Here is a 15,118-nt window from a genome sequence, read left to right on the forward strand (position 1 = left end):
GCGGATCAGCCTTCCTGAAGGGTGGTCAGGCCGTGCTCGATGAAGACGGGAACCAGGTCGCCGATGCGGTCGAAGCCGCGCCCGACGGTCTGGCCGAGGGTGTAGCGGTAGTGGATGCCCTCCAGGATCACGGCGAGCTTGAACCAGGCGAACGCCGTGTACCAGGAGATCGCCGAGACATCGCGCCCGGAGCGGGCGGCGTACCGCTCGACGATCTCGGCCGGATCCGGGTGCCCGGGGGCCTCGGCGGTGGTGGAGACGGGCGAGTCGGACATGCCCAGCGGCATGCTGTACATCACGAGCAGGCCCAGGTCGGTCAGCGGATCCCCGAGCGTGGACATCTCCCAGTCCAGCACCGCCGTGATCCGGTCGTTCTCGCCGATCAGGACGTTGTCCAGCCGGTAGTCGCCGTGCACGACGGCCGGCGCGGCGGAGCGGGGCAGCTCCCGGCCGAGGGCGGCGTGCAGTTCGTCGATGCCGGCCAGGTCGCGGTTGCGGGAGGCGTCCAGCTGCTTGCCCCAGCGGCGCAGTTGCCGGTCCAGGAAGCCCTCGGGCCGGCCGAAGTCGGCGAGCCCGACCTCGTCGGGGTCGACCGCGTGCAGGTCGACGAGCGTGTCCACCAGCGACAGCACCGCGCCCCGGGTCCGCTCCGGGCCGAGCGGGGCGAGCTGCTCGGCGGTGCGGTACGGGGTGCCGGGCACGAACTCCATGACGTAGAACGGCGTCCCGAGCACCTCCTCGTCCTCGCACAGCAGCACCGGACGCGGCACCGGCACCTTCGTCGGGTACAGGGCACTGATCACCCGGTGTTCGCGCTTCATGTCGTGCGCGGTGGCCAGGACATGACCGAGCGGCGGCCGTCGTACGACCCACTGCGACACGCCGTCGGAGACGATGTACGTGAGGTTCGACCGTCCGCCCTCGATCAGCCGGCCGGTCAGCGGGCCGTGCACCAGGCCGGGCCGCTCACGGTCGAGCAGGCCGCGCAGCCGGTCGGGATCGAGGCCTGGCGGGTGGTCGGCAACCATCGTCGCTCCTACGGACGTGTGAACAGGACCCGACTTATGATGCCGACCGGTCGGTATGTAGTCCAGAGGGCCGCCCGAACGTGATCGGAGCCACGATAGGCCGACAGCTCCCCGCGCGGGTCGGCGGGGAGCTGTCGAGGAGTGATTGTCGGCCAGTGCCGGGGCGTCAGGACCTCAGTGGTCGTCCCAGTGATCGTCGTGCGCGGCGTGCCGGTGGCCGTCGTGGAGGTAGTCGACGTGGTCGCCGTGCTGGACCCGCATGTGGCCGCAGTCCTCGCCGTGCCGGTGGTCGTGCCCCTCGTGGGCGGTGTGCGCGGCGGGCTCGCACTCGTCCCAGTGGCCGTCGTGGGCGCGGTGCAGATGGCCGTCGTGCGCGTAGTCGATGTGGTCGCCGTGCGGCACCTCGGCGTGCCCGCAGGCGGGGCCGTGGGTGTGCGTGTGGGAGGTGTGTTCCTGGTGCAGGGTGGTCATGGCGCTCACCTTCGGGTGCGGGTGATGACGACGGACAGGCTGCCACGCGAACGGAACATATCCGGGCATCCGGCATGCGTGGCGCCCGAGTACCCCCACCCGCGGCTGACCGGGGCCCGTCCGGCGGTCAGGGCCCTAGTAGGGCTTTGTTAGGTCCTGTGGTGGGGTTCGGGTGCTGGTGCGGGTTGGCCGCATATCGAGCAGGCGCCGGTCCAGGTGGCCAGGAGGGCCTGGAGTTCGCGGAGGACCGCGTAGAGGGTCAGGCCGGCGCAGGGGCTTTTGGGTCGAGCCTGAGCATGGTGCAGAAGGCCTGGGCGAGGGACGCGAGGGTGACGTGGCGGTGCCAGCCGAGGTAGTTGCGGCCCTCGAAGTGGTCCAGGCCCAGACCGTCCTTGAGCTCGCGGTAGTCGTGCTCAACTCGCCATCGGATCTTGGCGATTCGTACCAGTTCGCGCAGTGGGGTGTCGGCGGGAAGCGTCGAGAGCCAGTAGTCGGTTGGCTCGGCGGAGTCGGGTGGCCACTCGACGAGCAGCCAGCAGTCGGGCAGGGAGCCGTCGGCGGCGCGGCGGATGGTGCGGTTGGCCGGTCGGACCCGCAGGGCCAGGAACTGCGAGCGCATCTCGGCGTTCGGGTTGCGTCTGGTGGCCTTGCTGCCCTGGCGCCAGGTGACGGTGCGGGTGGCCGCTCGGCCGACGGCCAGGGCCAGGGCGCGCAGGGTGGTGTGCGGTTGGGGGTAGGCGGACACGGGAGGGCGGCCCTGCCCGGAGTACGGCGGGCGTTGGGGTGTGGCATTGCCGGGGTGCGCGGTCGTGGTGGCTTTGACCGCGACCGCGTAGGTCAGGCCGCGCTCGGTCAGGCCCTCGCGAAAGCCGGTGGCGTCGCCGTATCCGGCGTCGGCGGCGACCGGAAGGTCGGGCAACTCCCAGTTGTCGCGCACCTCGTCGAGCATGTCCAGCGCCAGGCGCCACTTCTCCCGGTGCCGCTCGGTGTCCGGGATTCCCGCCTTGGCGCGGCGGCGCCGGATCGCCTCGGCCATCAGCGCGTCCTCGCCGTACTTGGTGTCGTCCCAGCTCTCGGGCAGGAACAGGCGCCAGTCGACAGCCGATGACGCACGGTCACTGACCAGGTTCACACTGACGCCGACCTGGCAGTTGCCGCGCTTACCCAGGGCGCCGCAGTACATCCGCGCCACCCCCGGTGAGTCGTAGCCGTCCTTGGGGAAGCCGACATCATCGATCGCGTACGCCTCGGGAGAAATGTGCGCGGCAGCCCAACGGGCCAGCCGCTCACGGACCTTGGAGTAGTCCCAGGTGGACGATGAGACGAACTGCTGCAGCTGCTGGTGGTCCACGCCCAGGCGCTCGGCCATCGGCTGCATGGACTTGCGCTTGCCGTCCAGCATCAGCCCGCGCAGATACAGCTCGCCCTTGGCCCGCTGGTCCCGACGCGCCAGCGAACCGAGCATCTCCGCCGCGAACGCCTCCAGGCGCGGGCGGACCGTCTCCATCTCCTCAGGTGTCACACCTGACAGAACATCACAATCTACCTGACGATGATCAATCGGGGTACCTAACAAAGCCCTACTAGTAGGGCTTTGTTAGGTCCTGTGGTGGGGTTCGGGTGCTGGTGCGGGTTGGCCGCATATCGAGCAGGCGCCGGTCCAGGTGGCCAGGAGGGCCTGGAGTTCGCGGAGGACCGCGTAGAGGGTCAGGCCGGCGCAGGGGCTTTTGGGTCGAGCCTGAGCATGGTGCAGAAGGCCTGGGCGAGGGACGCGAGGGTGACGTGGCGGTGCCAGCCGAGGTAGTTGCGGCCCTCGAAGTGGTCCAGGCCCAGACCGTCCTTGAGCTCGCGGTAGTCGTGCTCAACTCGCCATCGGATCTTGGCGATTCGTACCAGTTCGCGCAGTGGGGTGTCGGCGGGAAGCGTCGAGAGCCAGTAGTCGGTTGGCTCGGCGGAGTCGGGTGGCCACTCGACGAGCAGCCAGCAGTCGGGCAGGGAGCCGTCGGCGGCGCGGCGGATGGTGCGGTTGGCCGGTCGGACCCGCAGGGCCAGGAACTGCGAGCGCATCTCGGCGTTCGGGTTGCGTCTGGTGGCCTTGCTGCCCTGGCGCCAGGTGACGGTGCGGGTGGCCGCTCGGCCGACGGCCAGGGCCAGGGCGCGCAGGGTGGTGTGCGGTTGGGGGTAGGCGGACACGGGAGGGCGGCCCTGCCCGGAGTACGGCGGGCGTTGGGGTGTGGCATTGCCGGGGTGCGCGGTCGTGGTGGCTTTGACCGCGACCGCGTAGGTCAGGCCGCGCTCGGTCAGGCCCTCGCGAAAGCCGGTGGCGTCGCCGTATCCGGCGTCGGCGGCGACCGGAAGGTCGGGCAACTCCCAGTTGTCGCGCACCTCGTCGAGCATGTCCAGCGCCAGGCGCCACTTCTCCCGGTGCCGCTCGGTGTCCGGGATTCCCGCCTTGGCGCGGCGGCGCCGGATCGCCTCGGCCATCAGCGCGTCCTCGCCGTACTTGGTGTCGTCCCAGCTCTCGGGCAGGAACAGGCGCCAGTCGACAGCCGATGACGCACGGTCACTGACCAGGTTCACACTGACGCCGACCTGGCAGTTGCCGCGCTTACCCAGGGCGCCGCAGTACATCCGCGCCACCCCCGGTGAGTCGTAGCCGTCCTTGGGGAAGCCGACATCATCGATCGCGTACGCCTCGGGAGAAATGTGCGCGGCAGCCCAACGGGCCAGCCGCTCACGGACCTTGGAGTAGTCCCAGGTGGACGATGAGACGAACTGCTGCAGCTGCTGGTGGTCCACGCCCAGGCGCTCGGCCATCGGCTGCATGGACTTGCGCTTGCCGTCCAGCATCAGCCCGCGCAGATACAGCTCGCCCTTGGCCCGCTGGTCCCGACGCGCCAGCGAACCGAGCATCTCCGCCGCGAACGCCTCCAGGCGCGGGCGGACCGTCTCCATCTCCTCAGGTGTCACACCTGACAGAACATCACAATCTACCTGACGATGATCAATCGGGGTACCTAACAAAGCCCTACTAGAGGACCAGCGCCGAGGCGCAGGCGGCCAGGGCGACCGTGCACAGGGCCGCGGCCGTGGCGTACCGGGGTGTGAGGGCCGCGGGGCGGTCGGTCGCCGCGAGCGCGTGGATCCGGCGGTGGGCGACCAGCAGGAAGCCCAGCCAGAGGGCACAGCACAGGGCACCGACGACGAGCCGGGTGGCCGACGTCCCGCCGTGCAGTGCGGTCCGCACGGCGAGTACGGCGGCGACGGTGCCCGACAGCGTGGTGCGCCGCCAGGCGAGCCGGGTCCGCTCCGGTTGCAGTCCCGGATCCCGCTCCGGGGCGGCGACGGCGCTCACCCCTCCCACCCGACCAGCACGACGGCGACCATCGCGACGGCCACCACCGCGACGACCAGGCTCAGCAGCGCCGGGAACCGTGACACCGGCAGGTCCTCGCCCCGGCGCATGGCGCGCTCGCAGCGCATCCAGTGGTTGACCGCCCGCAGGGAGGACAGCACGCCCGCCGCGAGCAGCGCGAGCGCAAGCCCGACCCGCCAGCCCCGGCTCAGGTCCGGCAGGAACTGGTCCACCGCGAACCCGCCGCCGATCAGCGCGAGCGCGGTGCGCAACCAGGCCAGGAACGTGCGCTCGTTCGCCAGCGAGAACCGGTAGTCGGGCGTGACGCCCTCCGCCCGGATCCGCTGGGGTGCGAACCACAGCCGGACGTTCCGTACGAGTTCGATCACGTGCACGACCCTATCGGGGTGCGCGGGTGGATCAGCCCGCCGACCGGTAGGCGCTCAGGCGCGCGTAGGCCGCCAGGCCGTCCGGGACCCACTGCCATTCCGCGAGACGCCGCTCGATCTCCTGCTCGGGCAGGAAGTCGTGCCAGGCGACCTCCTCCGCCTGCGGCTGGACCGGCAGGTCGCAGCGCACCTCGTAGACGGCGGACCACCAGTTGTGGCCGGCGCCGTTGGCGTACAGGAACTTGAACAGGTACGCGGGACGGGGGAGCCCGGTGACGCCGAGTTCCTCCTCGGCCTCGCGCAACGCCGCATCGTCGTAGGCCTCGCCCGCGCCGACGACGCCGCCGACGAACATGTCGTACAAGGAGGGGAAGACGAGCTTGGTCGGCGTGCGGCGGTGGACGAAGATCCGGCCCGCCGCGTCCCGGGCCTGAATGAACACGCACCGGTGACGCAGACCCTGCGCGTACGCCTCCCCGCGCGGGGCCTGCCCGATGACGCGGTCGTGCTCGTCGACGATGTCGAGGATCTCGTCAGCAGCGCTCATGGGGCCATCCAAGCAGGGCGGGAACGGTGGTTTCGGCAGCGGTGGTCAGCGGTGGTTACGGAATTCTGACGGGCGTCCGCGATCCCTGGCCGCGGCGGGGTCCCGGGTGCTCGAATGGCTGGGTGAACACCGGACAACCCGAGCAGGAGGGCCGGCCGATCGGCCGTCGCGTCCTGCTCGGCACCCTCGGCCTGGGTGCCCTCGGCGTGGTCGCCGCGCCCACCCTGCAGCGCGGACTGGAGTCCTTCCTCGGCAGCGCCGCGGACAAGGACCCCACCGGCCTGACCGGCCTGCTGCCCAACGGCGGCGGCTTCCGCTACTACTCGGTCGCCTCCTCCGTACCGCACAAGAACGCCACGACCTACCGCCTCACCGTCGACGGACTGGTGGACCGACCGCACACCTACACGCTGGCCGACCTGCGCGCCCTGCCGCAGACCCGGATGGTGCGCGACGTGCAGTGCGTCACCGGGTGGCGGGTCCCGGGCACGCCGTTCGAGGGGGTGCGCCTGTCCCGGCTCCTGGACGCCGCGGGAGTGCGCCCGTCGGCCGGGGCGGTGCGCTTCACCTGCTTCGACGGCACCTACTCCGAGAGCCTCACCCTCGACCAGGCCCGCCGCGCCGACGTCCTGGTGGCCCTGCGCATGCAGGACGAGGATCTCAGTCACGCCCACGGCGGACCCGTACGCCTCTACGTCGCCCCCATGTACTTCTACAAGTCCGCGAAGTGGCTCTCCGGCATCACCGTCACCGAGGACGTGCAGCCGGGCTACTGGGAGAAGCGGGGCTACGACATCGACGCCTGGGTGGGCCGTTCGAACGGACGGGACGATGAGCCCACGAGCTGACGCCCCGCCACCGCGACCGAGGTCCGCCGGTTCAGCAGGGCCGAACGGTGGGTGCACCGCACGACGGCCGCGCTGATGGGCGTGTGCGTGCTGACCGCGGCCTGTCTGTACATCCCCGAGCTCGCGGAGCTGGTCGGCCGCCGTGCCCTCGTCGTCACCGTCCACGAGTGGGCGGGGCTCGCCCTGCCCGTGCCCGTGCTGGCCGGCCTCGCCTCCCGCGCCTTCCGCGGTGACCTGCGGCTGCTGAACCGCTTCGGCCCGCACGACCGGGTCTGGCTGCGCGCCGCCCTGCGCCGGGACAGACGGCACGCGGCGCGTCCGGCGGGGAAGTTCAACGCCGGGCAGAAGATCTACGCGGCCTGGATCGCCGGGGCGACGCTGGTGATGCTCGGCACCGGCCTGATCATGTGGTTCACCCACCTCACCCCGCTGGTGTGGCGCACCAGCGCGACCTTCGTCCACGACTGGCTGGCCCTCACCATCGGCATCGTCCTCGCCGGGCACATCGGCATGGCGCTGGCGGATCCGGAGGCCCGGCGGGGGATGCGGACCGGGTCGGTGAGCGGGGAGTGGGCGGAGCGGGAGCATCCGCTCTGGCGACGCTGAAGAGCGGCCGTCAGGGCGCCAGGATGTCCAGCTCCTGAAGCGCGCCCACCGCGATCTCCCGGGTCAGCTCCTCCGCGCGGGCGGCGTCGCGCTCCCGGACCGCCTCCGCGAGCTTGACGTGCAGGGTGACGGCGGCCGGGTCGGGATCCTCGAACATCACGTCGTGCTGGGTACGACCGGTCAGCACCTCGGCGACGACATCGCCCAGGCGGGCGAACATCTCGTTGCCGGAGGCGTTGAGGATCACCCGGTGGAAGGCGATGTCGTGGAAGAGGTAGCCCTCCAGCTGGTGACCGCGTGAGTGCGCGACCATGCCCAGGGCGCACTCGGTGAGCTCCTTGCACTGCTCGGCGGTGGCATTCCTGGCGGCGAGCCCAGCGGCGACCGGTTCGACCGCCGAACGCAGCACCGTGAGCGAGCGCAGCTGGTGGGGCCGGTCGGCGCCGGCCAGTCGCCAGCGGATGACCTGCGGGTCGTAGACGTTCCACTCCGACCTGGGGCGGACCGTGACGCCCACCCGGCGGCGGGACTCGACCAGGTGCATGGACTCGAGCACGCGGACCGCCTCGCGCATCACGGAGCGCGACACGTCGAAGCGCTGGGCCAGCTCGTCGGTGCGCAGAACGCTGCCCGGCGGGTACTCACCCGCGGTGATCTCGGGGCCGAGGGTGTCCAGTACTTGGCCGTGCAGCCCCCGGCCCGGTGTGCTCATGCACTCAGCGTACGTGCCGGATCACGGGAACAAAAAGTCAGACTTATTTGTCACAGGCTCTTGAATTCGTCGTACCTAAAAGGTTTCATTTGGCCGACGTCGGATGCGACGTCGTATGTCGAGGAAGACAGCGAGGCAGACATGCGTACCCCCCACGTCGTCGTGGTGATGGGCGTCGCCGGAACGGGCAAGACCACGATCGGTCCGCTGCTCGCCGCCCGGCTCGGCGTTCCCTATGCCGAGGGCGACGACTTCCACCCCCAGGCCAACATCGCCAAGATGTCGGCCGGTACCCCGCTCGACGACGACGACAGGTGGCCCTGGCTGGACGCCATCGGCGCCTGGGCGCACGGGCGGGCCGGGCTGGGCGGGGTGGTCAGCAGTTCGGCGCTGAAGCGGTCGTACCGCGACCGGCTCAGGGCCGCGGCCCCCGACATCGTGTTCGTGCACCTCACCGGAGACCGGGCCCTCATCGAGGACCGGATGGCGCACCGGCAGGGTCACTTCATGCCGACGGCCCTGCTGGACTCGCAGTTCGCCACGCTTCAGCCGCTCCAGCCGGACGAGACCGGAGTCGCCGTCGACGTCTCCGGCACGCCCGAGGAGATCACCGAGCGCGCCCTGGCCGCGCTGGACGGGCTGGAGCAGACGGCCCCGCAGACCTCGTAGAACTCCCGCATCACTCCCCTCCCCTCCCCTCCCCTCCCCATCCCCTCCACTGACAAGGGAACCCCCGTGACCAGACTCAGCGTCGAGATGCTGGCAGCGGACACCGTCGAGCCGATCACCTCGGCCGGCCACGCCCAGCTGGGCATCGCCGTGCTGGCGGGTATCGCGCTCATCGTCCTGCTGATCACCAAGTTCAAGCTTCACGCCTTCCTGGCGCTGACCATCGGGTCGCTGGCGCTCGGCGCCTTCGCCGGGGCACCGCTCGACAAGGCCATCACCAGCTTCACCACCGGCCTCGGCTCCACGGTCGCCGGCGTGGGTGTGCTGATCGCCCTCGGTGCGATCCTCGGCAAGATGCTCGCCGACTCCGGCGGCGCCGACCAGGTCGTCGACACGATCCTCGCCAAGGCGAGCGGCCGTTCGATGCCGTGGGCGATGGTCCTCATCGCCTCCGTGATCGGTCTGCCGCTGTTCTTCGAGGTCGGCGTCGTGCTGCTGATCCCGGTCGTGCTGATGGTCGCCAAGCGCGGCAACTACTCCCTGATGCGCATCGGCATCCCGGCGCTCGCGGGCCTGTCGGTCATGCACGGCCTGGTCCCGCCGCACCCCGGTCCGCTGGTCGCGATCGACGCGCTGGGCGCCAACCTGGGTGTGACCCTGGCTCTCGGTGTGCTCGTCGCGATCCCGACGGTGGTCATCGCCGGTCCGGTGTTCTCGAAGTACGCCGCCCGCTGGGTGGACGTCCCGGCCCCGGACCGGATGATCCCGCAGCGGGCGTCCGAGGAACTGGAGAAGCGGCCCAGCTTCGGCGCCACACTGGCGACCATCCTGCTGCCGGTCGTGCTGATGCTCTCCAAGGCGCTCGTCGACATCATCGTCGACGACCCCGAGAACACCGTGCAGCGCGTCTTCGACGTCGTCGGCTCCCCGCTGATCGCCCTGCTCGCCGCCGTGCTCGTCGGCATCTTCACGCTGGGCCGCCCCGCCGGGTTCTCCAAGGAGCGCATCTCGGGGATCGTCGAGAAGGGCCTCGCGCCCATCGCGGGCATCCTGCTGATCGTCGGCGCCGGCGGCGGCTTCAAGCAGACGCTGATCGACTCCGGCGTGGGCCAGATGGTCCTGGACATCTCCGAGGACTGGTCGATCCCGGCCCTGCTGCTGGCCTGGCTGATCGCGGTGGCGATCCGGCTGGCGACCGGTTCGGCAACCGTCGCGACCATCTCGGCGGCCGGACTGGTCGCCCCGCTCGCGGCCGACATGTCCACCACGCACGCCGCCCTGCTGGTCCTGGCCATCGGCGCCGGTTCGCTCTTCTTCAGCCATGTCAACGACGCCGGCTTCTGGCTGGTGAAGGAGTACTTCGGGCTGAACGTCGGCCAGACGATCAAGACCTGGTCGATCATGGAGACGATCATCTCGGTGGTCGCGGGGGCGCTGGTGCTGCTGTTGTCCCTGGTCATATAGAGGCTGTCTCCGGGACAGTCGCAAACAGTCGAACCACCAACCCGGGCCCGGGCAACCGCCCCGGCCCGGGTGTTTTTCAGTTCGCCGCGTTGGCGCCGAAGTTGGGGTAGCCCTCGGAGTCCACGCCCACCGAGGAGGCGAAGATCTCCCGGTCGCCGGGGGTGATCTTCGTACCGTTGGACGGCAGGTAGAACGCCGCGCCGTTGGTGTTCTCCCAGCAATCGCCCACCGTCAGGTCGGCCCTGCCGTCACCGGTGACGTCGGTCAGCTTCACCTCGCAGCCGAAGCCGTCGCCCGTTTCGTTGGTGTCGGGGACACTGGCGGTGTCCTGGTTGAAGTACCCGGGCGTTCACGCCCGGGAGGAATCGCATCCTGGGGTGAGCGGTGCGGAGCACCGCGGTGGCATCCGGCGCGGAGCGCCGGGAAGGCGGTCCGGGATGACGGGGGAATTTCCTGTGTTCGAATGTGAGACCTGGGAGTTCCGGCTAGCGTCGCGGGTGTGAAGCTCGTGGTGCAGGTGAAGCTGCTGCCGACGCCCGTGCAGGCGGCGGCGCTTGAGGCGACCCTGCACGCCTGCAACCAAGCGGCCACTTGGGCCAGTGAGGTGGCCTTCGAAAAGGATGTGAAGAAGAACTTCGCGCTGCGCAGGCTCATCTATGACGAGGTGAAGGCGCGGTGGAGCCTGGGAGCCCAGGCCGCCCAGCATGTGATCAAGAAGACCTGTGACGCCTACGCGACGCTGACGGCGAACCTGAAGGCCGGGAACCTCGGCAAACCCGGCTCGAAGCGGTACCGCAGGGCCACCGAGAAACCGATCGCCTTCCGACCGGACGGGGCACAGCCCTACGACGACCGGATGCTGTCCTGGCAGATCGCCGAACGACGGATCTCGATCTGGACCGTGTCGGGACGGATGAAGGACGTGGCGTTCACCGCCTCCAGAGAGCAGCTGGCCACCCTGGCCCTGCACCGGCGGGGAGAGTCGGACCTGGTGCGCCGGGACGGCATGTGGTTCCTGCTGGCCACCTGCGAGGTCCCCGAGGCCGAGCCCAACACCGATCCGGCGGACTTCCTCGGTATCGACCTGGGCATCGTGAACATCGCCACCACCTCCGACGGCGAGATCATGGCCGGGCGGGAGCTGAACCGCACGCGGCTGCGGGAACGCACGCTGCGCACCAAGCTGCAGAAGAAGAACACCCCGTCCGCCAGGCGCCGCTTGAAGAAGCGGCGGCGCAAGGAGGCGCGGCGGGCGAAGGACATCAACCACAAGATCGCGAAACATGTGGTGGCCGAGGCAGAACGCACCGGTCGCGGGATCGCCCTGGAGGACCTGACGGGCATCCGCGAACGGGTACGGCTTCGCAAACCCCAACGGGCCGCCCACACCAGCTGGTCCTTCGCCCAGCTCGGAGGGTTCATCGCGTACAAGGCCCGCCGGGCCGGGGTGCCGGTGGTGCACGTCGATCCGGCGTACACCTCGCGCACCTGCGCCGAGTGCGGCCACGTGGACAAGGCGAACCGGGTCTCTCAGGCCTGGTTCGCGTGCCGGAACTGCGGCGTCGTTGCGCACGCGGACCGATGGGGGCACCTCCCGCTCGAGCGAAGCCGAGAGTGGGGGAGGCTCCCGCAACATCCGCGCCCGCGCGTGGGAGTTGTGGCGACGCGGGGCCCAGTCAACGGCCCCTGCCTCACCTCCGGAGCGCACGCGCCGGGGTGGGGCTGGACGCAAACGCAGCATCACCGCCAGTGATGCCCGTTGTGCAAGCCTGGCGCTTTAGTACCGGGTAGTTGACTCGAGGAACTCCCCGTCGACGTACACCCACGCCCCGTCGACCCGTTCGAACCGGCTCCGCTCGTGCACCGCCCCGCCCTTGAACGACGCCCGGAAGGTCACGGTCCCGGTCGTGTGGAACGCGGTCCCGTCGCCGGTGTCGAGGATCTCCAGCCCGGTCCACCGCATACCGGGATCGAACTCGACCCGCGGTGGGCGCGTCCGCGGATGCCAGGTCCGCAGCAGATACCCCTCGTCCCGCTTCACGAAGGCGCTGTAACGCGACCGCATGAGCGCCTCGGCGGTCGGCGCCGAGGCGGCACCCCGATGAAATCGGCCACAGCACATCTCGTATGTCTCCGCAAGACCGCAAGGGCACGAAGGGTTGTGCGAAGGGGTGGCGGGGTGTGGCCGGCGGGGCCGGGCGGGGCGTCGGGACATGCGCTCCATTCTGCTGCAACACCGGCTGTGCAGAAGTGGTGGATCACCCGCCCCGACACGCGCACATCGTGTGCGAGTTGTGTTCGCCACCCTTCATCGAACCTCCCCCAGGGCTGGCGTGAACACGTCTTGCTCGACAACTCCCCACTCACCAAGGTGGATCGAGCACTCGAGCATCAGGAGTCACAAGCGTGCGCTTGGCCGGGCGACCGACCGCCCGGCGTGCTGACGGGGGAACCGATGCGGTGCGCGTGATCACCGTCGCCCGTGTGGGTGGCGTTCGTGCGCATCGGTCCGGAAAGTCTCCCTCTGTCATCTCTTGGTGCCTTCGTCTGGTGCCCGAGACAGGGATTGGAGGGGGAATGCCGACGAATGCAGTGAGCGCCGCCCGACCGACGTATCCCGGCGTCTACGTCGAAGAGCTTCCCAGCAGCAGCCGCACCATCTCCGCCGTGACCACGTCGGTGACCGCGTTCGTCGGTCACACCCGGCGTGGTCCGCTCAACGAACCGGTGCGCGTCACCGGCTTCGCCGAGTTCGAGCGCCGCTTCGGAGGGCTCGGCTCGCAGAGCGCCGTCGCCTACGCGGTGCACCAGTTCTTCGCGGGCGGCGGCAGCGTCGCCGTGATCGTCCGGGTCGCCAAGGCCGGCAGCGGAAAGGCTGCCTGCGTCGTCCTGGAGTCCACCGAGGGCCACAGCGAGAGCCGCGTTCTCGAAGTCCACGCCAAGGAACCCGGCGTCTGGGGCAACGGCCTGCGCGTCGCCGTCGACTACGACACGCCTCAACCCGACGAGACCTTCAACCTGCGGGTGTACGACGCCAAGGGCGACACCCGCGAGAGCTTCACCGGCCTGTCCATGGACGCCGGGCACGGCCGCTACGCGCCCACGGTGATCAACGCGGGCTCGCGCCTCATCCGCGTCGAGGCCGTCGGCGAGGGCCGCCCCGACCCGTCCGGCACCGTCTCCAAGCCGTTCGGGGACGAGCTGCCGAACCTGGAGGTCGAACTCACCGTCAAGATCGGCGACGTGGAGCGCGAGTTCCGGCTCCACGACCCCGACTGCGACGGCGAAGCCCCGTCCAGTGTCGCCGAGTTGGCGCTGTTGCTGGAGCGCAAGCTGCGCGCCCTGCCCGACGCGCCCGGCAAGCACGCCTTCGCCGGCGCCGAGGTGACCGCCTTCGGCCGGCGCATCCAGGTCGTCGCCGGTTCCACCGATCCCGAGGACGTCGTCCGCTTCCTCGGCGAGTGCGCCAACGACCTGGGTCTGGAGGCCTCCGTCAACCCGCCGGTGTTCCCGCTGGAAGGCGGCGAGGACGGCGAGGCGCCCGGACCGCGCGACCTCATCGGCTCCGAGGCCGACAAGACCGGCATCCAGGCTCTGCGCGGCGTCGCCGACGTCAACCTGCTGGCGCTGCCCGAGCTGGCGTCGTACGAGAAGACCGAGGACATGCTCACCGTCGTCTCGGCGGCCCAGCGGCTGTGCCAGGAGCGACGGATCTTCCTGCTCGTCGACGCCCCGAGCACCTGGGTCAGTGTGGACACGGCCCGCGCGGGGCTCGCCGCCTTCGACGCCGTGCGCGGCGACCACGCCGGCCTGTACTTCCCGCACCTCCAGCTCACCGACCCGCTCACCGGGCGGCTGCGCTCCTTCCCGCCGTCCGGCGCGGTCGCCGCCGTCTTCGCCCGCACCGACTCCGAGCGCGGTGTGTGGAAGGCGCCGGCGGGCACCGAGGCGCGGCTCGCGGGCGTGCACTCGCTCACCGTCGAGCTGACCGACCGGGAGACGGGGCTGCTCAACCCGCTCGGCGTCAACTGCCTGCGTACCTTCCCGCTGACCGGCCCGCTGGTGTGGGGCGCGCGCACCCTCGCCGGCTCCGACGCGCTCGACAGCGAGTGGAAGTACGTGCCCGTGCGCCGGCTCGCGCTGCACGTGGAGGAGAGCCTGCAACGCGGCCTGCAGTGGGTCGTGTTCGAGCCCAATGACGAATCGCTGTGGCAGCAGATCCGGCTGAGCGCCTCCTCGTATCTGCACACGCTCTTCCGTCAGGGTGCGTTCAAGGGCAGCACGCCGCGCGAGGCCTACTTCGTCAAGTGCGACCACGAGACCACCACGGACGAGGACGTGGCAGGCGGCGTCGTGAACGTGCTGGTGGGCATCGCGCCCGTGCGGCCGGCCGAGTTCGTGATCGTCAGGATCCAGCAGACGTCCGGGCAGTTCGCGCTCTGATCGCGCTCGTAGGAATACCGAGAAATGCCGAGGAATTTCGATGGCTGAGTTCACGGTCAACGCCCATCGTTTCGACCCGTACAAGAACTTCAAGTTCCTGGTCCTGTGGGACGGTCGTACGGTCGCGGGCATCAGCAAGATCAGTCCCCTGAAGCGGACCACCGAGGTGGTCAAGCACCGGCACGGCGGCGACCCCTCCTCGCCGCGCAAGTCGCCGGGCCGCTCGGAGTTCGAGGGCATCACCCTGGAGCGCGGGGTCACCCACGACCCCGAGTTCGACCGCTGGGCCAACAAGGTCTGGCAGGTCGGGGCCGGTCTCGGCTCCGAGGTGTCGCTCGCCGACTTCCGCAAGGACATCGTCATCCAGGTCCTCAACGAGGCGGGCCAGGTCGCCGTCTCGCACAAGCTGTACCGGACCTGGCCCAGCGAGTACCAGGTGCTGGGCGAGCTGGACGCCAACGCCAACGCGGTGGCCATACAGTCGCTGAAGCTCGAGTGCGAGGGCTGGGAGCGGGACTACGAGGTGCCCGAGCCGGAGGAGCCCTCGTTCCTGAACCCGGCCTGAACTGAAGGAGGTTGGGGGAGC

Annotated in this window: 15 protein-coding genes and 2 pseudogenes; 7 read left to right on the top strand and 10 right to left on the bottom strand. The window is 70.1% G+C overall.

The features are described from left to right. Positions 1-5: 5 nt before the first annotated feature. From ACKTSN_RS36665 to ACKTSN_RS36695, 7 genes are all read right to left on the bottom strand, one after another. Positions 6-1,028 carry a phosphotransferase family protein gene (locus ACKTSN_RS36665; protein WP_409473036.1) on the bottom strand — a complete coding sequence of 341 codons (1,023 nt, stop codon included), beginning with the start codon at positions 1,026-1,028 and terminating at the stop codon, positions 6-8. A 174-nt stretch (positions 1,029-1,202) separates the two neighbouring features. After that, complete coding sequence (locus tag ACKTSN_RS36670) at positions 1,203-1,499, bottom strand: hypothetical protein (protein ID WP_224734082.1); 297 nt, start codon at positions 1,497-1,499, stop codon at positions 1,203-1,205. Between the two features lie 259 nt (positions 1,500-1,758). Next, positions 1,759-3,021, bottom strand: a complete 1,263-nt coding sequence (locus tag ACKTSN_RS36675; protein WP_409467247.1) for an IS701 family transposase — start codon at positions 3,019-3,021, stop codon at positions 1,759-1,761. 185 nt (positions 3,022-3,206) lie between these two features. Continuing rightward, complete coding sequence (locus ACKTSN_RS36680) at positions 3,207-4,469, bottom strand: IS701 family transposase (RefSeq protein ID WP_409467247.1); 1,263 nt, start codon at positions 4,467-4,469, stop codon at positions 3,207-3,209. 61 nt (positions 4,470-4,530) lie between these two features. Then, positions 4,531-4,854 carry a DUF202 domain-containing protein gene (locus ACKTSN_RS36685; RefSeq protein WP_409473037.1) on the bottom strand — a complete coding sequence of 108 codons (324 nt, stop codon included), beginning with the start codon at positions 4,852-4,854 and terminating at the stop codon, positions 4,531-4,533. After that, on the bottom strand, positions 4,851-5,243 hold the full coding sequence (locus ACKTSN_RS36690) for a YidH family protein (protein ID WP_409473038.1): 393 nt from the start codon (positions 5,241-5,243) through the stop codon (positions 4,851-4,853). The genes ACKTSN_RS36685 and ACKTSN_RS36690 overlap by 4 nt, the downstream gene beginning before the upstream one ends. Before the next feature lie 31 nt (positions 5,244-5,274). Further along, positions 5,275-5,790: an NUDIX hydrolase gene (locus ACKTSN_RS36695; protein ID WP_409473039.1), complete on the bottom strand. Its 516-nt coding sequence runs from the start codon at positions 5,788-5,790 to the stop codon at positions 5,275-5,277. 122 nt (positions 5,791-5,912) lie between these two features. Here ACKTSN_RS36695 and ACKTSN_RS36700 point away from each other — a divergent pair, with 122 nt between their 5' ends. Both ACKTSN_RS36700 and ACKTSN_RS36705 read left to right on the top strand, forming a co-directional pair. Further along, positions 5,913-6,638, top strand: a complete 726-nt coding sequence (locus tag ACKTSN_RS36700; protein ID WP_409473040.1) for a molybdopterin-dependent oxidoreductase — start codon at positions 5,913-5,915, stop codon at positions 6,636-6,638. After that, positions 6,622-7,244 (top strand): annotated as a pseudogene (locus tag ACKTSN_RS36705) (cytochrome b/b6 domain-containing protein). The gene ACKTSN_RS36700 and the pseudogene ACKTSN_RS36705 overlap by 17 nt, the downstream one beginning before the upstream one ends. Before the next feature lie 10 nt (positions 7,245-7,254). Here the strand turns inward: ACKTSN_RS36705 and ACKTSN_RS36710 are convergent. Beyond that, positions 7,255-7,956 (bottom strand): FadR/GntR family transcriptional regulator, encoded by a 702-nt coding sequence (locus ACKTSN_RS36710; RefSeq protein ID WP_129797015.1) that lies wholly within the window; start codon positions 7,954-7,956, stop codon positions 7,255-7,257. A 141-nt stretch (positions 7,957-8,097) separates the two neighbouring features. On the opposite strand from ACKTSN_RS36710, the gene ACKTSN_RS36715 reads away from it, so the two are divergent. Both ACKTSN_RS36715 and ACKTSN_RS36720 read left to right on the top strand, forming a co-directional pair. Further along, positions 8,098-8,625: a gluconokinase gene (locus ACKTSN_RS36715; RefSeq protein ID WP_129797016.1), complete on the top strand. Its 528-nt coding sequence runs from the start codon at positions 8,098-8,100 to the stop codon at positions 8,623-8,625. 66 nt (positions 8,626-8,691) lie between these two features. After that, positions 8,692-10,089, top strand: a complete 1,398-nt coding sequence (locus ACKTSN_RS36720) for a GntP family permease (protein WP_409473041.1) — start codon at positions 8,692-8,694, stop codon at positions 10,087-10,089. A 76-nt stretch (positions 10,090-10,165) separates the two neighbouring features. Here ACKTSN_RS36720 and ACKTSN_RS36725 read toward each other — a convergent pair whose 3' ends face one another. After that, a complete protein-coding gene (locus ACKTSN_RS36725; protein WP_409473042.1) occupies positions 10,166-10,363 on the bottom strand; it encodes a hypothetical protein in 198 nt (65 codons plus the stop codon). Positions 10,364-10,588: 225 nt separating this feature from the next. Between ACKTSN_RS36725 and ACKTSN_RS36730 the strand changes: the two are divergent. After that, positions 10,589-11,870 (top strand): annotated as a pseudogene (locus ACKTSN_RS36730) (RNA-guided endonuclease InsQ/TnpB family protein). On the opposite strand, the gene ACKTSN_RS36735 reads toward ACKTSN_RS36730, so the two are convergent. After that, positions 11,867-12,304 (bottom strand): YchJ family protein, encoded by a 438-nt coding sequence (locus ACKTSN_RS36735; protein WP_409473043.1) that lies wholly within the window; start codon positions 12,302-12,304, stop codon positions 11,867-11,869. The pseudogene ACKTSN_RS36730 and the gene ACKTSN_RS36735 sit on opposite strands and share 4 nt — an antisense overlap. A 362-nt stretch (positions 12,305-12,666) precedes the next feature. Between ACKTSN_RS36735 and ACKTSN_RS36740 the strand changes: the two genes are divergently transcribed. Together ACKTSN_RS36740 and ACKTSN_RS36745 are read left to right on the top strand one after the other, a co-directional pair. Then, positions 12,667-14,532, top strand: a complete 1,866-nt coding sequence (locus ACKTSN_RS36740; RefSeq protein ID WP_409473044.1) for a phage tail sheath C-terminal domain-containing protein — start codon at positions 12,667-12,669, stop codon at positions 14,530-14,532. 40 nt (positions 14,533-14,572) lie between these two features. Then, the gene (locus ACKTSN_RS36745; RefSeq protein ID WP_004003113.1) at positions 14,573-15,097 is read left to right on the top strand and encodes a phage tail protein; all 525 of its coding nucleotides are present in this window, start codon (positions 14,573-14,575) and stop codon (positions 15,095-15,097) included. Positions 15,098-15,118: the final 21 nt, after the last annotated feature.

The sequence above is a fragment of the Streptomyces flavusporus genome, from assembly GCF_046267975.1.
Taxonomy (GTDB): Bacteria; Actinomycetota; Actinomycetes; order Streptomycetales; family Streptomycetaceae; genus Streptomyces; species Streptomyces flavusporus.